This is a genomic window from Tolypothrix bouteillei VB521301 (assembly GCF_000760695.4).
Taxonomy (GTDB): Bacteria; Cyanobacteriota; Cyanobacteriia; order Cyanobacteriales; family Nostocaceae; genus Scytonema; species Scytonema bouteillei_A.
Window position 1 is genome coordinate 454619 of record NZ_JHEG04000001.1, and the last position, 17792, is coordinate 472410.

Here is a 17792-nt window from a genome sequence, read left to right on the forward strand (position 1 = left end):
GTTGTTCCTCAGATTTCACCAATTCTCTATAGGCGATCGAGATCTAAGGGAATGACGCTTCACTTCCATAAGATAAGAGATTTTCTAATCGCAAGCAGGGGATAAATCTTTTACCTTCCATCTGAATTCCCCCCAATGATTTACCATATAAATTATCGCTCTAAAATCACATTTTCCGTTTTTCCTAAAGCCACACCGTCACTGGAAGCATCCTCACTGGGTGGAACTCTAAAACCTCCATCACGCCAGCTATCTGTTACATCTTTGATAAAACTAGCTATAGGTATAGCAACCAACAAACCTAACAGTCCTCCGAGTTTTGCACCTACCAATAAGGAAATTACAACCCAAACAGGGTTTAACCCAGTCAAATTTCCTAGAATTCGAGGAGCAACAAAGTTAGTATTAATTTGATCCACAAGTACAGCAACAGCTAAAACTTCCACTCCCAACCAAAAATTTTGCAATCCAATTAATAAGGTCACTATTGCAATCCCTATACCCGTACCGAAAGGAAAGAGGGAGAAAAATCCAATACCAATACCAAAAAGTAAAGCTAGGGGTACTTGTAGCGCTAAAAATATCAGTATGAGTGTCAGCGCTAGCAATGCACCCAATGTTGCTTGACCGATGAAATAATTTTGGAAATCCTCACGTAATAATTGCCGTATCGGCGAGCTAATGTAAGAAGGAAACCATTGAAAAATTCCATCCCAAAGTTTTTCTCCATTCAGTATTAGATAAATTGTAATGACTACTGTCAGCAGTACATTCACCAAACTGCCAATCGTGTCTACGGCAAAACCAAGGATTTGACCTGTTAATGACTGAAGTTGGTTGGAAAACCTATCCAACAGTTGAGTGACCAAACTACTTAAATTAACTGGCAGATCTTGGGTTACGGTTTGGGTAGCAAGCCAGGCTTGAAAAGCTTGAATTTGTTGTGCTCCAGAATCAATCCAATTAGGCAAAAAATTTACTAGTTCGTTGAGCTGTTCCAGAATTAAGGGAACCAAAGTAACAGCTAAAGCCCCAACAATGACTACAGCTAACAGCAAAACACTGACAATGGCAAAGTTCCTATTTATGCCTCGTTTTTGGAAAAACCGAATTGGATAATCTAAAACAAAAGCTAGCAAGAGGGCGGCGACAAGAATGCTTACTAGGGGTTGGAAATACTGTACAACCTGAAGCAACACCCAAGCGTTGAGTATAGCGAGGGGAAATGCTAAGCCCAGACTTAACCATTGTGGTAGTTTGTTTGGAGTCATTAATGATTTGCTAATTGCTAATGGCTAATGGCTAATGGCTAATTGGGACTGGTAATTAAGCATTAGCGAGTGGCATAGGTTTGCTCTCTATAAAATCTAACAGAATACGTTGATGGACTGCTCCAATTGGTCTGACTTCTCCTGCAACTGCTGAGTAGCAACTCCCTTGTTGAACGTATTCTGGTGCTACTAAACCCATGTCCCAACCTTCATTTAGAACTAACCGATCTAATTCTACTAATAGCGGTGCATGGAAAACATGACGCAACGCTATTTCATCAGAATAGCAGCCGAACTTGGAAAAGTTTGGTGGTAACTTATAACCTATTTCCTCTAAAATTTCTCGCTGTACTGCTTCCTCTGGGGTTTCGCCCGGTTCCATATGTCCGCCAAAAAATGCCCAGTGTCCCGGATAGAGAAGATTGGGTTTATTATCCCGCAACTGCATTAGGAATTTGTTTTCTCGGTAGAGTATCGCAATTGCAACTTGTACTTGCATAATTATTTGTTGGTTGTTGGTTGTTGGTTGTTGGTTGTTGGTTGTTGGTTGTTGGTTGCTATTAACCACTAACCACTAACCGCTAACAAATTATACTTACTCTTCTTCTAGGTAAATTTCTCCGTACTCTTTCCCTGCAATGGGAATAGATTGGTAGCGTATTTTACCTTTAAAAACAACTTTATCTCCCTCTTTTATACCAGTTTGATTGGTAATTACCCATACTTTACCGGTAGAGTCGTCAATTTGATATCCCAACCGCTTTAATAAAGGGACTCGTTTCTCAACTTTTCCCTGTACGTAGACTGTTGCATCATCCTCTTTCGGCGGTTTGATTTCCTGAATGGGGGTGATATTGGCTCCTATTGTATTCCAGCCATATCGACCAAAATTAGTGCAGCCAAACGCTCCTGTCAGAAGGAGGACTGTCAATCCCAGGCGTAAGGATAAAACTAGGGCGTACTGATACAAAAACAATATATTTAAATTTTTCATTTTTTGCATAATGATTACCTGTACTTGCCAATTTTGGCATCAGGGATCGGCTAGTGACAATTTATATCGGTTAAGTAGCGATATTTTTATCGGTTAAGTAGCGCTCGGGGGCGGGATTGACACAATAAGCCCCAGTTTCCAGTCCCGAGACTCTAATTTTATATTTCTTTACATAGTTGGTTTTATCTTTGCCTACCGACTTACAAGCAATCTGAGAAGATATTGAATGTGGTGTTTAAACGCGAATGCGAATTGTGCATGAGATGGCAATGCCACTGCGTAGCGTTCTTCTTCTACGAATTGTGATGGATACAAAAACAGCCAAACTTCTTGATGGTAAAGTTAAGGCAGAAAAAATTCAGCAAGAACTTTCTGCTGTCATTAAAGAAGCTCAACCCAAAATAGGACGCCCGCCCGGATTGGCAGTGCTGATGGTGGGTGATAATCCAGCATCAGCAGCGTATGTACGTGGAAAGGAACGCGCCTGTAAGAAGATTGGTATTGCATCTTTTGGTAGGCATTTTCCTACAGAAACGACAGAAGCCGAACTCGAGGAAGTTATTGCTGCACTTAACTCTGATGAGCGAGTGGATGGTATTCTCATACAATTGCCTCTTCCCAATCACTTGAATGCCCAGCACTTGCTATATCAAATTGCTCCAGATAAAGATGCTGACGGCTTGCACCCCGAAAACTTAGGACGGTTGGTGCGGGGTGAGGTGGGTTTACGCAGTTGCACTCCTGCTGGCATTATGAGTTTACTGGAAGAATACAACATTCCCCTACAAGGTAAGCAAGCAGTGGTGGTGGGACGCAGTATTCTAGTCGGTAAACCTTTGGCTTTGATGCTACTCGAAGCAGATGCTACCGTGACGGTTGCTCATTCGCGATCGCAAGATTTACCCGCGATCGCAAAGAATGCCGATCTTCTAGTTGCAGCAGTAGGGCGTCCGGAATTCATCACTGCTGAGATGGTGAAACCAGGTGCTGTTGTGGTAGATGTGGGGATCAATCGCGTGACAGACTCAAGTGGTAACAGTCGCATCGTGGGTGATGTTCGCTTTGAAGAAGTTGCTAGAGTTGCGGAATTTCTGACACCAGTTCCAGGCGGCGTAGGTCTCATGACTGTAGCTATGTTGATGCAAAACACTGTGAATAGCTACAGGCAAAATTTCAAAAATTAGTCATTTATCTTGTGTCAGCAAAATATACCAAATTAGGATTAACAGGATTGTTTGCCCTTCAGTGAAGATAGCTAAAATACAATGCATTTCAATCCAAGAGCCAAAATCCATTTATCCAAAATTGGTATCGGCACCAATGACGAATGACGCTTTCCCGTAAAATTGTTACGTAGACAACGGAATATCAAGGATAATTAAGGATGGTAGCAGCAGATAACATTCAGACAACTCCACAGGAAGGTAAATTTAACCTGTTAGCTTATCTCAAAGAGAAAAAACAGCTTTGTGATGAAGCTTTGGATAAGGCTGTACTCGTGCATTATCCAGAAAAAATATATGAAGCAATGCGTTATTCCCTACTAGCGGGTGGGAAGCGGTTGCGACCAATTCTTTGTCTGACTACCAATGAAATGCTTGGTGGTACTATTGAAATGGCTCTACCGACTGCCGTTGCCGTGGAGATGATCCACACGATGTCGTTAATTCATGACGATCTACCTGCTATGGATAACGACGACTATCGACGCGGTAAGCTGACCAACCATAAAGTTTATGGTGAAGATATTGCGATTTTAGCTGGAGACGGTTTACTCGCCTATGCTTTTGAGTATGTTGCAACCCAAACTCAAAATGTTCCTGCAGAACGGGTGCTAAGAGTGGTTGCTCGGTTGGGTCACGCAACTGGAGCAACTGGATTGGTAGGCGGTCAAGTGCTGGATTTGGAATCGGAGGGCAAAACAGATACTCCTCTGGAAACGTTAAATTTCATTCACACTCACAAGACGGGTGCTCTTTTGGAAGCTTGTGTCGTTTGTGGTGGTATTTTGGCAGGAGCAACAGCAGAACAAGAGCAACGCCTGTCTCGCTACTCCCAAAATATTGGGCTTGCTTTTCAAATTATTGATGACATTCTAGATATCACTGCGACTGCAGAGCAATTGGGTAAAACAGCTGGCAAAGACCTACAAGCCAATAAGGTTACCTATCCCAGTCTTTGGGGAATAGAAGAATCTCGCGCAAAAGCTCAACAACTGATTGAAGAGGCTTGTACTGAACTCGAACCTTTTGGAGCAAAAGCGCAAGCATTAATTGCGATCGCCCATTTTATAATAACTCGCGATCGCTAGATAATGAAAATGAATGATGAAAGACGGCTTTACAAGTCACCATTTATCATTCATATTTCTTTTCATAATTCATCATTTATAATTCATAATTCATAAATAGTATGCAGGACATAAGCGACATTTTAGAAAACCGAGTGCTTTTCGTAGCTCTAATATCTAGTTTGATTGCTCAAGGGCTAAAGCTGGTTATTGAGTTAGTGAAAAATCGCAAACTGAACGTCAATGTTCTCGTAACTACAGGAGGAATGCCCAGTGCTCATTCCGCTTTGGTGACAGCCTTAGCAGCGGGTATTGGACAAACTTTAGGTTGGGCTTCTTCCGAATTTGCAGTTGCTGTGGTTTTTGCCATCATTGTCATGTATGATGCAGCAGGAGTGCGACAAGCTGCGGGTAAGCAAGCTCGCATTCTCAATCAAATGATTGATGAATTATTCCACGAACATCCAAACTTTAACGGCGATCGCCTCAAGGAATTATTGGGACACACACCCGTTCAAGTTATAGCAGGTTCAGCTTTAGGTATCACCATATCATGGTTGGCCAGGTCTACCGGCGTACTCGTTGTCAATCCTTAATCACCTGATAGGAGACAGGGGAGACAGGGGAGACAAGGGAGAATAATTCATAACCCTACGACAAATTTACTGCAAGCGTACAGCCGAGCGTAACAGCAAAACTTTTCGACTATCTACCAGTACAGCAGAAAAGCCTTGCTCGCTTAGCTTTTGCAATGTAGTGTATGCATCTTTTTGGTTATTTGTGTAAACAGCTAATAAGTAAGGGCGTTGCCCGTAGGTAGCAAAACCTACATTTCCTCCTACAACTTCCCGTACTTCATTGGCAACTTCCGGACGATTATAGTAATCAACTAGTACAGCATAACCCTCTCCCAATCGCTCCGGTTTGTAGGTGACATTTTGACCGGGCGTAGCTTCTGTTGGTCGAGTTGTGATGATAGCAGATAGCCCAACAACATTGCTGATGTACCTCGCCCAGCGATTGGCATCGTCTATGCTGCGAAATCCACCTATCCGCGTCACTGTATCTTTCAAGTACCTACACGTCGTTGTCTTGAGTTCTCCAGGTAACGCACGACGCAATTGATTTTGATTATTTGATGTGGGACTAATAACCAATAAAAGGTATTCACCTGCACCAGGTGGTTGACAGACAGGTACATTTTGTGATTGAGCAATGGCGGAATCTACGCCAGCAATTAAGCTGCTAAATGCTAGCAATAAACTACTGACTAAAGATTTTGTTAACGTCCGGGCAATTGCTTGATACATAATTTTATTCTTTTTTCAAATTTATAGTGTAAAGACGCGCCATGGCGCGTCTTTACATTTAGGATACGGTAGCAACAGATGCTAAAGCATCAGGGATCGCTGGCGACGGAGCTTGAAATTCGCCAGTGATGACGTACTCCAATCTTAGTTTCAACCAGGTAATAAATTGGGAGTCAGTAGAAACAATTGCCACTGCAGGTTGGGGACACTTTGCCTTGATTTGTGCCATTTGAGGTGCTTCTAGAAAAGCTGGTTCTTTAACCACCCAAAAATCTATTTCTTTTTCTTGTTCGTGATAATGACGGGTTCGTTCTTTAAGAACTTCCTCCATGGGTTCTTCTTCTAGTAAAAATCGTTGACTTGCCAAAACGTAATAGTATTTTTGCATTTTTCGTCTCTTCTTGCGATCGCACTTTATGATGATACTAAGTTGTTGTTTGTTTCTTACCAACAGTTAACTTTTGGAGAAACTGACTGTTATCAAAGTAGTGTTCCACCGAAAGAATTTTTAAATCATCAGTGACACGGGCTATGCTCATACCGACTATCTCCACTGTCTCCCCTGTTGACGGATAATCTTTGTACGAACCGCTAAAAGTTCCCCAATGCCGCCATTTAAATGTTACGTTGGGGGGACCGGAGAAAACCTCTAAGACTTCCCACAAAAATCCTTTAGGAAATGCCGTGCGGAAAAGTTTCCCCGATGATTCAAAAGTCTCTTCAGAAGCTTTGTAATCTTCTGTATCCGGCATAAATAGATTATAAGTCCCTGAGTTTATCACATCTGATGCTGTGTATTCTGGACCTCCATTGCTACTCATGCGGAATTGCTCGTTAACAACAGATAGCCACTGAGAGGGGTTAGTCTTGAAAGATGCTTCCATCTCAAAGGTTCTCACCAAATTTTGCACAATAGCTTCGAGTGAACCTTCAAAATGGTTAGCTTTACTTTCTTTTGCCAGCCCTTCTTTAGAATCAGTGTAATCTGGTGGAGTTTGAGAACGCCATTCAGCATTCCCACTGTTTGCTATAACCGTGTCTCTGTCCTGTACCCAAAGAGGAAGGTTGTTAGATTGTTCTGCGCTCATAGAAGTTTGAATCCCGATTTAACTTGAGAAATGCAAACAAGCTTTTGGATTTTCGCATTGACAACCCTTCTATTTCAGTTATCAGTTATCAGTTTCCACGGGTTACCAGTCAGCTCTAACCGTTCACTGTTAAGCGCGCATGGCTAGTTTCATTTCACGGACTGCTCTTTCCATACCCACGAGCACAGCGCGACTGACAATAGTATGCCCGATGTTCAGCTCTTCCATACCAGGAAAAGTAGCAATGGGGAAAACATTCCAGTAAGTCAGCCCGTGACCTGCATTCACGCGCAATCCTGCTTGTATTGCTTGCTCGCATCCTTTAGCTAGAAAGGTTAATTCCTGTTGGCGACTGGTTTCATTTTTAGCTTCAGCATATCTCCCGGTATGAAGTTCAATAAACTGTGCTTGAATCTTGACAGAAGCTTCAATTTGTGCAGGTTCAGCATCGATAAACAAACTAACTGGAATACCAGCACCTTGCAGTTTATTGACAACGGCTTCCATGCGATCGATTTGACCAACGATATCCAGCCCTCCTTCTGTAGTGACTTCCTCCCGTTTTTCTGGAACTAGAGTGACATAATCAGGTTGGATATCTAGGGCAATAGCAACCATTTCATCGGTAGCTGCCATTTCCAAGTTAAGATGAGTTCTGACTGTTTGACGCAGTAAGCGCACATCGCGTTCTTGAATGTGTCGCCTGTCTTCGCGCAAATGCACGGTAATGCCATCTGCACCCCCTAATTCTGCAAGTACCGCTGCAGCTACGGGGTCTGGTTCCACCGTCCGCCGCGCCTGTCGAATGGTGGCAATGTGGTCTATGTTTACACCAAGTGTAGCCAACCTGAGTCTCCCTGTTTACAATCCTCAGGACTTGATTTTACTGGAAATTGTGAATTTATGGCGTTATCATTTTTATCAGTCCTCCAGGCACGGCAGAGGTAATTAATGAGTAAAGTGGAATAGAAGACATTTAGAGTGAATTATAAATTGAGCAACTCCGAACAACCCTCTAACAGTAGTTTAAGTTTGATTAACATTTTAAAACAAGCATCAGATGGTTTGTTGTTTATCAGTGAGTCCGAGTCACCTTTTGAAGTTTTTCTTTGGGATGATTCTGAGCAAAAGGATATTACGCCGGAGTTGGTTCTTCAAAAAATAGGGCTCCCTTTAGAGACACCTGTTGAAATGGTTGAACTTGACTCGTTTTTTGAAGTTGCGATCGCAGAACAGAACTGGCATAGTGCAGAAGACAAAATAACTGTCAATAAGTATCAAAATCTTGTGAAAGTTTTGAAAGAAAACCTTAGCGATATCAAAGTCATGCGTTTTGGAACTATCAGTATTGATGTTTATATTATAGGGAAAACCTTGAACAATCGTTTAGCAGGGCTGTCTGTAAAAGTAGTAGAAACTTAGTTATTTTTTGCGCGTTTTGCTCTTTAATTTTAAATCACTTATTTGATACTTTTTAGATTCTAAAATATTTTGGATAGAAGGGTTAACCTCAGATAAAAAATCATAACCTGTCTGGTATTCAATAGCATCAATACTGGTTAAAAATTCAGTCCAAGCAGCATCGCGATTACCATTTGTGTTGGGAGTATCAACAGCAATAATTCTTGTAGATTCATTAATCCTATTTACACTGTCATTAGGTGCGATCGCTATGATAATTTTAAAAATTCGATCGGGAATAGAAACTTTTCCTTGAGCAATAGTTCCTTTCTGACCGTAAACTCCTGCTATGATATACAACTGATTGCCTTGATTGGCTAGAGATCTCTCATAATCTTCCAAACGCGCCCAGTAACCCTGATTGTTATCGGGTGCTTGAGGAACAATATTTGTCATTAAAAAAGTAGCAGCATTATTTTCAGGATTATTGCTGCGATCGGCAGAAGGTACCATATGTCCTTTATCAAAACCGCTTTTCGTGTAATCGTTAGGGGTGACACGATACCAGCCTTCCGGAAGGGTATCGTCAGGACGAAAATTATTAGACCTTGGTGCTTCACCCAGCCAAGATTGATTTAATTCCCAGCTGACCCAGTTGGGAATTCCTTTATCTCTATTGTATGAAAGAACATATTGAGGTTTTTCTATTAAATAATTATTTGGGTCCGTTTGACTGGCATTACTTGGATTACCAAATGGTAAGCGAGGGTTAGTAGCAAGCGGTCTTGGAAAAAGAATCGTACATCCGACAACCAGTGTCAGGAGAAGTGTGATTAGCAGAATGAGAAGTTTTTTGGAGGCGAACATTATCTTCCAATACAGTGTATTGCAGGCGCAGTTTGCAGACAGTTTTTTAGATATTGGGGATTAACGCTTCTCAAGCACGGTTCTCATTAGAACATCAACCCTAAATATAAAAGCTGCATCGTACCCAAAACGAACCCTTGAGGGCGGGGAGTTAGTCAATGTTACCATTTTAGCTTAATCCAAAATTCATTTTATATCCGATCCTTTAAGTTAGATATTAGGATGAATTTTGGGATACAATTTGCTCCTCGCCGTTGTTGAAGAATTAACAACATCTGTCTCAAAAATAGTTTTGTATAAAATACAACACAACTTTTTGGGTAACACCACTAAAACACAAACAGAATAAGCTATGTTAGCTTTTTATAAAAATAATTCTTTTCAATCTGTATGATAGATAAATTAGTTAAGGGTGAGGAGCATCCCTATTTGGAAAAAATACATTTGCGATTGAAATCGCTACTATACAACCTAAGTCCGCCTACGCGGACTTTTTATTAAGTCCACGTAGGTGGACTTTGTTTGTGTAGCCCCATATTTTTAATATGAGGGCAATTGGCATTCTTAGGGATGCTCCCTAAAGATGTAGCCAAAGAAGTAACCAAAAGCATCATTCTTTAATTCTGTAAATTTCTACTCTACCTGCTCTCTTCATTTTTCTCTCTAGAGTGATATCTATGGTTAATTTAAGTCTTATACGTTCGACCTTAATTGCAAATGCAGTTAGTATAATTAGTCTGGCAAGTCTTCTACTAGTGCCATCCCAAGCTGCTGTTATAAATGGTAATTTTGATAATGATTTGAAGAATTGGGAAGCTAAAGGTAGCGTTAATCTTATCGATGGACAAGCATTAATGTCAGCTTATGGAGATGATGTCACAGTAGTTGAAACATTCCTAGAACTAAGCGATGGAACATTGAATGCTGTAAACAGAACCTCTGCAGCCAATGGCTCTGCAATCAAACAAACAATTACAGTTAATGCTGGAGATATATTGAGCTTTAATTGGAAATTTCAAGGAGGAGATTATTTGCCATTTAATGATTTTTCCTTCTATTCAATTAATTCAATAGCTTATAAGCTGGCTGATATCGCGCAAGTTGGTAGTTTTGAAGAAAGCTCATCCCAGACTTTCCATACCTTCCAAACAGCAGGTACTTACACCATTGGATTTGGGGTTTTGAATGCCTTAGATACTTCGGGTACCTCATTTCTGGCAATTGATAACGTCAAAGTATCATCTACCACCACTGTTCCCGAACCCGCTTCTATAATTGGTATTTTAACAATAAGTGCTATAAGTGGAACTTCGGCTTTAAAGCGCAAACAGCTTGTAAAAGCTAGACAAAATTGAGAAATAGGATTCTAATACAAATTTTCTATGAACATGCATACAATTAGACTGCCTTCGCAGTCTAATTGTATAGCCCCGCTCTTCTAAAGTGAGAGCAAGAATGTACAACTTAACATAGAATTTGTATGAAATTAGTTTCATGAATTAAGTGATGAGAGATTTTCATGTATGTAGTCGTTTACTTGGGTTTTGTGGCATGGTATTATAGAAATTTAGTGGAAAATTGCATTATTATTATGACAACTTCTACAGGGAAGTTTCTGGCGACACATAGACTGGTATTCTCACTCTTTGTCACTAGAAGCTAACAGTTCTAGAGCTTTTTATCTCTGGTTGCGAGAGAGTTCGGAAAAGACAAGATAAAATCTTTAACTTGAGCTTTCCCCCGATTCTTGATTGAACAATTAGTAAAAAAATTATAAATATCTAAGGAATTTTATATATAAACCTGATATTCTGTTGAGAAAATTGTTAGATATTTCTCACCAAATTTTAACAATTAGTATTTCCTGAAAGAATTTCTGGTTTATGATAAAAGCCATTGAAAAGAAAACTTTACAAAATCAAATGTGGCAACGCTCTCGACAAGCGATCGCACTTTTGTCTTCTTTAAACTATCGAACTGGGGAATTAAGCAGCTATCTACATAACGTTGCTTGTGGAGTCAGTGAGTTACTGAATGTAGATTGGTCAGTCGTAACATTTTGTCAAGAAGGATTTGAAAAGGTACTGGCTAGTAGCATTGATATCGGTGAGGGCGAACACCTTTATTCACTGCATGGTTCATTAACAGGCACTGTTGTAAAAACTGGTTGCTCCCTAGTAGTGAAAGATGCAAAGGAACACCCAGAGTTTGGCGAAGCTCCAGAAGGTTATAACGCTTATTTAGGTATACCGTTGCGAACTGCTGAAGGCGAAGTCATTGGTACGATTTGCTCTTTCCATCAGCAACCGCGAGAGTTTAGCGAGGAAGAGATTCAGTTAGGCGAACTGTTTGCTGAACGTGCTGCTACAGCAATCGATAATTATCATTTGTACAAACAACAATGCCAATTTAACCAGATTCTGGAGGCTGAAGTACAAAAACGTACAGAAGAATTACGGACAGCACAAGCCAAGCTTGTAGAACAGGAACGCCTAGCAGCCATTGGTGAATTTGCGGCAATGATTGTTCATGAAATTCGTAACCCATTGACTACAACGATCTTAGGATTGAAGTATTTCCAAAAAACCGTTTTAACTGAATCCGCCAAAGAGCGATTATCATTGTCGCTCAATGAAGCCAGTCGATTAGACAATCTGCTGAGTGAAATTTTGCTTTATGCCAAACCCCAGGTGTTGCAACTGTGTGAATTGGATGTAGATCGATTCATGAGTGAGTTGCTCAATGACATGAGCGAGATGCAAGAAGCCGTTGCACGAAAAATTGAATTGATCCCTGTATCAGTTCCAGTCAAGATTTTGGGAGACAAAGATAAACTCAAACAAGTTTTTATTAATATTGTCCGTAATGCCTGTGAAGCAGTTTCCCCAGGAGACGCCATTAAATGGGAAGTAGACATTTCCGATCCAGAGCAAGTTTGCATCAATGTTTGCAATAAGGGTCAACCAATTCCCCCAGAAGTTTTGTCAAAACTAACTCAGCCATTCTTCTCTACAAAACCAAGTGGGACTGGTCTAGGGCTGGCTATCACCAAACGCATAGTTAATGCTCATGGAGGAGAATTATTTATTCACTCTGATACAACAGGTACTACAGTCAGCGTGCAATTACCCAGAATTCATCTTTTGGACTTTGGACAAAAAAATCACAATCTATCCGTTTTTATTTAGTATCAAATCAAACTAAACTTGAGAGCGTTAATGTAAAAAAATGTAGGGGATGATCGGCGATCGCACTCAAGAAACCCAGGTAAAAATTTTTTTATGTATGTTGTTGTCTATATGTTGTAAGCCGAGCAGCGAAGCTTATCGCCCTGATTCGTGTAACAATTAATCCCACCTGCGTAACTTTTGGTGTACGGTAGCTAAGTGCCACATATAATCGTCAATTTTATAACTAACTGCTTGAGTCATATATTGCCGTGCTTGTTCTAGTTGACTCTCTACTTCAAAATACAAACTAAGATAAAGATAACTATAAAACGATTGACGCCGATCGTTAGAAGCGCCAACAGCCAGGACATCATCAACAGAGCAGTGACCGGCATAAAAATCGTAAACTCGCCGCATGACAAACCGGGAATCGTTTCTGACTTCTAACAAAGACTGTCGTGCTTGTGTGGGACCGTGAAGGCGAGCAATGCAAAGGTAGCGCCAAACGGTTTCTTCCACATCGTGAGAGTTAATAGTTAAGTCTATCTCAAATTGTTTTGCCCCCTCAGCAAATCGTTCGGCGTAGTAGTACGACAATCCTCTTTGCCACAAGTAGGGTGTTAAGCGTGGGTCTAGTTTTTCAGCTGTATCAAAGTCAGCGATGGATTCATGAATGTTACCTAACTTGAAATGAACCATTCCCCGATATATGTAGGCTTTGGGGTCATGAGGATGACTGGAGATAACATTATTCCAACGAATTAGCTCTTGTTCTAGAAGATTGCTCGAATTCATTATCAATATTTTTATAAATAGTACTGCCTGAAAAATGGCAAAGTCAGGCTATTTACATAGAAAACTGTCAAAGTCAAGATGAAGATAAGAAAGAACATCTTCAAGTCTTTCTGCAACAATATGCGCCACTCCAAAAAATGGAGTTATTGCAGGATTGCTTGGTATATAATTGAGCAACTTATTTCCAAAAGTTTTGCGAAAAGACTCTTCATCTATCGAATATTTTCCAGTCTCATAATGCGGTGGCAAACTGCCAAGAACAAAGGCATAAATATTGGAAGAATCTTCTTCAGCTAGCAAAGAATCCCAATCCGGGCTTCGATCTGTGAAGAAAAGTTCGTAAGGATTGAAATTAAAAGTATACTCTGTCAAATCTGGGAGAGCAACTTGCCCAAAACGCAGTGGGTTTAACTCAATGGGAAAAAGACTGCCGTCACTGTACCTTCTAAACTCAAAATGGAATGGGAAGCGATGCAAATCGAGCTTGGTTCCGATCTTATCCATAAGGCGAGTAAGAGGTTCTAGTGTCTGAGCTACAACTTGCCTTGATGTATAGTAGAGAGTATCACTCACATCTGATTCCGAGGCGAAAGGATGGTGATACACCCCAGTTATGACTGTTCTGCCGTTTGCATCCCAGAAGCCATCGCAAGCAAATTCCTCGCCTTCTACGAACTCTTCCACCAGAAAACGCGAACTGCTTAGCATAGCGGAATTCATAGACTTTGTAGCCCTGTCGATATCCTGAAGAACCGAATCTACTGTGCGAGCCCACTCTTGTTGTCCTCGCACTGTGCGAATACCTATGGAGGCGGTTCCTAAAGAAGGTTTGAGTACCACTGCTTTAATTTCCTGTGGTAGCTGAAAGTCTTGCAGAGTTTCTCTTGTTAACTCTACGTAGAATAAATCGGGATGTGATTCTTTGAGGAGTTCTCGGAAAGCCGCTTTGTCTTTAAAGACATTCACTTGAGACAACTGTGTGTGTGAAAGATTTTGGAGAATGAAACAGAGGCTTGCTTCCCAGTTCATTATGACCGCAGTGTCTCTGTTTGCTACCAAAGACTTTGCTTCTGTATCTTCAAGTGTAGGAATTGTCTCTGGTAGAGGCGGTGTTGGTGGTTGGACATACACGGGAATTGCATATTTTTGCACGGCGCGTAGCAATGAGGGAGAAAGAACGGGTCCGGAGATCAAACAGCAATTTAAGCTCATATATCCAATAAACCGTAGCGCTTTTGTAAATTGAGCAACTTCATTCTGGCTTCACCTGCATTATCGGCTAGATCGGCAAATTCAACAAATCTCAGTAATTCCTTCCGCAGTAAATTTCGCTCAACTTCTAAAGTATTCCTATCGAGATCTGGTGGTAAAACGATCGTGTCAAATATGGTTGCGCGTTCTTTACCGGGATGGGGGCGTAAAACGCGTCCGCGTCTTTGGATAAACTGGCGGGGATTAGCCGAACTTGCCAAAATCACAGCAGTTTGAATCGCGGGAATATCAACTCCTTCATCCAAACAGCGAATGGCGACTAAACCTTGTAATTCACCACTTTCAAATTGACGGCGCAAAGCTTCTCTTTCTGCTAATGGTGTTTGGGCAGTATAAGTACTTATTCTGTAACCCAACTCCGTACCCAGTATTTTGGCGACGGCTTTCACTTGATGTAAATCGGAACGTTGAGTGACGTCTTGGGAACCATCGCTGCAATAAAAGAGGGTATGGGTGGTGTCCCGGCGATGTTGCATGAGTTCGCGCAAAGCGTGTAACTTATTTTCAGCAGCACCGACTAACCTCGCTCTTTGCATTAACAAGGGTTTTAAGTCTTCGTTGTCTTCAAAATTTCCTAGAGCAACACTTTCCCGTTCTCGATACAGGAGCGCTCGTCCAATTTTTTGTGTGAGTTTTGCATATGCACGGCTTTCTGTTTCAGTTAATTCTACAAGTACGGGATAATAGAGATAGTGAACAAGCGCACGTTGGGCGATCGCATCTCGTAAGGTAAACTCTGGTTGCAGAACAGCTCCAAAATACCCCAAGATAGATTGGGTTCCATCTTCATCAAAATATCTCTCTGGTGTAGCAGACAAAGCCAGTCGCAACCCGAGGCGTCGGGGTAAACTTTCTTCTAATCTGGGTGCTCCGAGATTGTGTGCTTCATCTCCTACAATCAAAGTTCTTTCGGGAAAGTACTTGAGTTGAGATTGAAAGCCATCGCCAATGAGAGTAGAGTTGCTGGTAATAATTGTGAGAAATGGTTGAGAACCAGAACGGACGTTATAGAGTTGTGTGGAGAGTTGGCTTTGCCAATTGCGTATACTCTCGAAGGCGAGAATGGGTTGCAAATTAAATTTTTCACATTCTCGCGCCCATTGAGTGACAAGATGGCGGTACGGGCAAATAACTAACACGGCTTGCAAGTTAATTTGCTTGTAGAGTTCGCAAACAATGGCAAGTGCAGTGATTGTCTTTCCACTACCAGTTGCCATTTTCAAGGTTCCCCTACCATTGTTAGCAAACCAATTGTCAATCGCTTGTCGCTGATATCCCCGCAATTCGATGGATACCGGCATTTTAGGACATCCCGGTAATGATGGTTGCTGTGTTTGATATTTGCTTTTGTTTTCACCTACAAATGGTGGTTTGAGGAGATATGTTGCTAAATGAGTCTCCTCTACCGTGTTGGAAGTTGGCAGTTGGACGCGCTTGTTTAACAAGTACATATGCTATTGGTAAGTCGTGAGTGGAAAAAATGTTCAAGTATAAAGTATGAAGGATGAAAAATTCAGTTCATCCTTCATCCTTCATCCTTCATACTTTTCTTTGTTAGTTGTAATTGCGCCAGATGGCGACTAGGGAACCTTGCACTTGTACTTGAAAAGCGTTGACCTCTATGGGATCGTATTTGGGATTTGCGGCTTTAAGGGTGACGCGATCGCCTTCACGATAGAATCGTTTTAAAGTTGCACCATATCCATCAACTCTGGCGGCAACAATCGTGCCATTTTTGAGGTGATCTGGTTCTGGTACGGGACGCAAAAACACCAAATCTCCATCAACGATAGAGTCCTCGATCATACTGTCACCTGTTACCCGCAAAGCATAAGTTTTCGCAGGTAACGTCATACTGGTGAGGTCTATATACTCTTCCGCTTCTGTGACTGGTTCTATCAAACCCCCTGCGGCAATTTCACCCAAAATGGGAACACCTAGCTTTAACGGTCGCAAAATTCTAATAGTTCGCGCCTTACCTTCATTCCATTCAATGTACCCTTTGGTACGTAAATGTTCTAAGCGACTTTGAATGGGTGCAGGGGATTTTAAATTCATAGCCTGCATCATTTGTCGGATAGAAGGTGAATGCTGGTGCAATCGTATATATTCTGCCAGCCATTCGTAAAGTTCTCTTTGAGCTTCTGTGAGACGTTCCATAATTTTGAAAACAGGAAAATACAAATGTTCCTAGAACATTAGTACTACAAAAAACATCTTTATGCACTATTTATTTAGAATATTTTGGATTTTTTATTAAAAAATTTTGGAATTGGGTGAGAAAAGAGGAGTGAAGAGAGAGGGATAAATACTCACAATTTCAATTTTACAACCTCTCACTCAGAAACTCCTACTTCTTTTTTATATTTCTTCTGCTCCTAAAAGACTTGCAAGCAAAGCTTTTTGGATGTGCATTCGATTTTCTGCCTGGTTCCAAATTTGCGACTGAGAACCTTCCATGACTTCGTCAGTGATTTCTTCACCGCGATGTGCTGGTAAACAGTGTAAAACAATTGCATTGGGATCGGCAAGACTTAACAGGCGATCGTTAACTTGGTAAGGTTGAAAAACTGGCAATCGGTCATTTGCTTCTTCTTCTTGTCCCATACTTGCCCAAACATCGGTGTAAATAACATGAGCACCTTTTGTTCCTGCTTCGGGGTCGTGAGTTAGCAATACCTCAGTTTTTCCACCAGCAATTGAGCGTGCTGTTTCTAGAATTGCTGCATTTGGTTCAAATCCATTGGGTGTGGCGACTCTTACATTCATTCCCACCAAAGCACAGCCCAGTAACAAAGAATTTGCCACATTATTCCCATCTCCAACATAAGTTAAGGTTAAACCCGTGCAGGAGCCAAAGCATTCTTGGACTGTCATCAAATCAGCCAATACCTGACAGGGATGTTCCAAATCAGTGAGGGCATTAATGACGGGAATTTGAGCGTAATTAGCAAAAATTTCTAATTCCTGCTGTGCAAAGGTACGAATTGCCAAAATATCTAGATATCTATCTAAAACTCGTGCCGTATCTTGCACGGGTTCTCCACGACTGACTTGTGTAACATTGGGATTTAAATCGATGACTTGTCCGCCAAGTTGATACATCGCAACAGTAAAACTGACTCTCGTTCGAGTAGATGCTTTGGAGAACAGCAAACCCAATACTTTATTGCATCGCAATCTCAACTGTTGCGACTTTAGCTGGCTTGCCATCTGCAAAAGTTCTTGAACTTCCGTGGGACTGAAGTCTGCCAAACTTAATAAATCTCGTCCTTTCAACCCTGCCATGCTTGTTGATGTGCGATCGAACAATCTTTTATTTTCGTTCTTTTAC

At 41.2% G+C, this 17792-nt stretch carries 19 protein-coding genes; 6 read left to right on the plus strand and 13 right to left on the minus strand.

Annotation, left to right across the window (positions count from 1 at the left end; translation table 11 throughout):
• Positions 1–152: 152 nt before the first annotated feature.
• The 3 genes from HC643_RS01795 to HC643_RS01805 all read right to left on the minus strand — a co-directional run bounded on the left by HC643_RS01795 (position 153) and on the right by HC643_RS01805 (position 2274).
• Complete coding sequence (locus HC643_RS01795) at positions 153–1271, minus strand: AI-2E family transporter (RefSeq protein ID WP_038090754.1); 1119 nt, start codon at positions 1269–1271, stop codon at positions 153–155.
• 55 nt (positions 1272–1326) lie between these two features.
• A complete protein-coding gene (locus HC643_RS01800; protein WP_038090760.1) occupies positions 1327–1770 on the minus strand; it encodes an NUDIX hydrolase in 444 nt (147 codons plus the stop codon).
• 96 nt (positions 1771–1866) lie between these two features.
• Entirely contained in the window at positions 1867–2274 is a 408-nt protein-coding gene (locus HC643_RS01805; RefSeq protein WP_038090763.1) for a hypothetical protein, read from the minus strand.
• A gap of 296 nt (positions 2275–2570) precedes the next feature.
• Here HC643_RS01805 and folD point away from each other — a divergent pair, with 296 nt between their 5' ends.
• From folD to HC643_RS01820, 3 genes are all read left to right on the plus strand, one after another.
• The gene (gene folD / locus HC643_RS01810) at positions 2571–3449 is read left to right on the plus strand and encodes a bifunctional methylenetetrahydrofolate dehydrogenase/methenyltetrahydrofolate cyclohydrolase FolD (RefSeq protein WP_038090845.1); all 879 of its coding nucleotides are present in this window, start codon (positions 2571–2573) and stop codon (positions 3447–3449) included.
• A gap of 200 nt (positions 3450–3649) precedes the next feature.
• On the plus strand, positions 3650–4576 hold the full coding sequence (gene crtE / locus HC643_RS01815) for a geranylgeranyl diphosphate synthase CrtE (RefSeq protein WP_038090766.1): 927 nt from the start codon (positions 3650–3652) through the stop codon (positions 4574–4576).
• A gap of 101 nt (positions 4577–4677) precedes the next feature.
• Complete coding sequence (locus tag HC643_RS01820; RefSeq protein ID WP_017745413.1) at positions 4678–5151, plus strand: divergent PAP2 family protein; 474 nt, start codon at positions 4678–4680, stop codon at positions 5149–5151.
• 66 nt (positions 5152–5217) lie between these two features.
• On the opposite strand, the gene HC643_RS01825 is transcribed toward HC643_RS01820, so the two are convergent.
• The 4 genes from HC643_RS01825 to HC643_RS01840 form a co-directional block, all read right to left on the minus strand.
• Positions 5218–5865 (minus strand): hypothetical protein, encoded by a 648-nt coding sequence (locus HC643_RS01825; RefSeq protein ID WP_038090768.1) that lies wholly within the window; start codon positions 5863–5865, stop codon positions 5218–5220.
• 58 nt (positions 5866–5923) lie between these two features.
• On the minus strand, positions 5924–6253 hold the full coding sequence (locus HC643_RS01830) for an MgPME-cyclase complex family protein (protein WP_038090771.1): 330 nt from the start codon (positions 6251–6253) through the stop codon (positions 5924–5926).
• Positions 6254–6290: 37 nt separating this feature from the next.
• On the minus strand, positions 6291–6953 hold the full coding sequence (locus tag HC643_RS01835; protein WP_038090773.1) for an ester cyclase: 663 nt from the start codon (positions 6951–6953) through the stop codon (positions 6291–6293).
• A gap of 129 nt (positions 6954–7082) precedes the next feature.
• Positions 7083–7799, minus strand: coding sequence for a pyridoxine 5'-phosphate synthase (locus HC643_RS01840; RefSeq protein WP_038090775.1), 717 nt, complete (start codon positions 7797–7799; stop codon positions 7083–7085).
• Between the two features lie 135 nt (positions 7800–7934).
• Between HC643_RS01840 and HC643_RS01845 the strand changes: the two genes are divergently transcribed.
• A complete protein-coding gene (locus tag HC643_RS01845; RefSeq protein ID WP_237265812.1) occupies positions 7935–8375 on the plus strand; it encodes a nuclease A inhibitor family protein in 441 nt (146 codons plus the stop codon).
• Here HC643_RS01845 and HC643_RS01850 read toward each other — a convergent pair whose 3' ends face one another.
• Complete coding sequence (locus HC643_RS01850) at positions 8376–9221, minus strand: DNA/RNA non-specific endonuclease (protein WP_038090777.1); 846 nt, start codon at positions 9219–9221, stop codon at positions 8376–8378. It lies immediately after the preceding gene.
• Positions 9222–9898: 677 nt separating this feature from the next.
• Here HC643_RS01850 and HC643_RS01855 point away from each other — a divergent pair.
• Together HC643_RS01855 and HC643_RS01860 are read left to right on the plus strand one after the other, a co-directional pair.
• Positions 9899–10576 carry a PEP-CTERM sorting domain-containing protein gene (locus HC643_RS01855; protein ID WP_050045135.1) on the plus strand — a complete coding sequence of 226 codons (678 nt, stop codon included), beginning with the start codon at positions 9899–9901 and terminating at the stop codon, positions 10574–10576.
• 528 nt (positions 10577–11104) lie between these two features.
• The gene (locus HC643_RS01860; protein WP_050045136.1) at positions 11105–12409 is read left to right on the plus strand and encodes a GAF domain-containing sensor histidine kinase; all 1305 of its coding nucleotides are present in this window, start codon (positions 11105–11107) and stop codon (positions 12407–12409) included.
• Positions 12410–12568: 159 nt separating this feature from the next.
• Here HC643_RS01860 and HC643_RS01865 read toward each other — a convergent pair whose 3' ends face one another.
• The 5 genes from HC643_RS01865 to argF form a co-directional block, all read right to left on the minus strand.
• Complete coding sequence (locus HC643_RS01865; protein WP_038090780.1) at positions 12569–13186, minus strand: tetratricopeptide repeat protein; 618 nt, start codon at positions 13184–13186, stop codon at positions 12569–12571.
• A gap of 48 nt (positions 13187–13234) precedes the next feature.
• Positions 13235–14398 carry an ATP-grasp domain-containing protein gene (locus HC643_RS01870; protein WP_038090783.1) on the minus strand — a complete coding sequence of 388 codons (1164 nt, stop codon included), beginning with the start codon at positions 14396–14398 and terminating at the stop codon, positions 13235–13237.
• Positions 14395–15909, minus strand: a complete 1515-nt coding sequence (locus tag HC643_RS01875) for a DNA phosphorothioation system restriction enzyme (RefSeq protein ID WP_038090788.1) — start codon at positions 15907–15909, stop codon at positions 14395–14397. The genes HC643_RS01870 and HC643_RS01875 overlap by 4 nt, the downstream gene beginning before the upstream one ends.
• Before the next feature lie 103 nt (positions 15910–16012).
• Positions 16013–16618, minus strand: coding sequence for a transcriptional repressor LexA (gene lexA / locus HC643_RS01880; protein WP_038090791.1), 606 nt, complete (start codon positions 16616–16618; stop codon positions 16013–16015).
• Between the two features lie 201 nt (positions 16619–16819).
• Entirely contained in the window at positions 16820–17746 is a 927-nt protein-coding gene (argF, locus tag HC643_RS01885) for an ornithine carbamoyltransferase (protein WP_038090793.1), read from the minus strand.
• Between the last annotated feature and the right edge of the window lie 46 nt (positions 17747–17792).

Bases quoted from the DNA above. Each gene is read 5' to 3' on its own strand.
- HC643_RS01795 (WP_038090754.1), bottom strand. From the start codon at position 1,271: ATGACTCCAAACAAACTACCACAATGGTTAAGTCTGGGCTTAGCATTT.
- HC643_RS01800 (WP_038090760.1), bottom strand. From the start codon at position 1,770: ATGCAAGTACAAGTTGCAATTGCGATACTCTACCGAGAAAACAAATTC.
- HC643_RS01805 (WP_038090763.1), bottom strand. From the start codon at position 2,274: ATGCAAAAAATGAAAAATTTAAATATATTGTTTTTGTATCAGTACGCC.
- folD (WP_038090845.1), top strand. From the start codon at position 2,571: ATGGATACAAAAACAGCCAAACTTCTTGATGGTAAAGTTAAGGCAGAA.
- crtE (WP_038090766.1), top strand. From the start codon at position 3,650: ATGGTAGCAGCAGATAACATTCAGACAACTCCACAGGAAGGTAAATTT.
- HC643_RS01820 (WP_017745413.1), top strand. From the start codon at position 4,678: ATGCAGGACATAAGCGACATTTTAGAAAACCGAGTGCTTTTCGTAGCT.
- HC643_RS01825 (WP_038090768.1), bottom strand. From the start codon at position 5,865: ATGTATCAAGCAATTGCCCGGACGTTAACAAAATCTTTAGTCAGTAGT.
- HC643_RS01830 (WP_038090771.1), bottom strand. From the start codon at position 6,253: ATGCAAAAATACTATTACGTTTTGGCAAGTCAACGATTTTTACTAGAA.
- HC643_RS01835 (WP_038090773.1), bottom strand. From the start codon at position 6,953: ATGAGCGCAGAACAATCTAACAACCTTCCTCTTTGGGTACAGGACAGA.
- HC643_RS01850 (WP_038090777.1), bottom strand. From the start codon at position 9,221: ATGTTCGCCTCCAAAAAACTTCTCATTCTGCTAATCACACTTCTCCTG.
- HC643_RS01855 (WP_050045135.1), top strand. From the start codon at position 9,899: ATGGTTAATTTAAGTCTTATACGTTCGACCTTAATTGCAAATGCAGTT.
- HC643_RS01860 (WP_050045136.1), top strand. From the start codon at position 11,105: ATGATAAAAGCCATTGAAAAGAAAACTTTACAAAATCAAATGTGGCAA.
- HC643_RS01865 (WP_038090780.1), bottom strand. From the start codon at position 13,186: ATGAATTCGAGCAATCTTCTAGAACAAGAGCTAATTCGTTGGAATAAT.
- HC643_RS01870 (WP_038090783.1), bottom strand. From the start codon at position 14,398: ATGAGCTTAAATTGCTGTTTGATCTCCGGACCCGTTCTTTCTCCCTCA.
- HC643_RS01875 (WP_038090788.1), bottom strand. From the start codon at position 15,909: ATGTACTTGTTAAACAAGCGCGTCCAACTGCCAACTTCCAACACGGTA.
- lexA (WP_038090791.1), bottom strand. From the start codon at position 16,618: ATGGAACGTCTCACAGAAGCTCAAAGAGAACTTTACGAATGGCTGGCA.
- argF (WP_038090793.1), bottom strand. From the start codon at position 17,746: ATGGCAGGGTTGAAAGGACGAGATTTATTAAGTTTGGCAGACTTCAGT.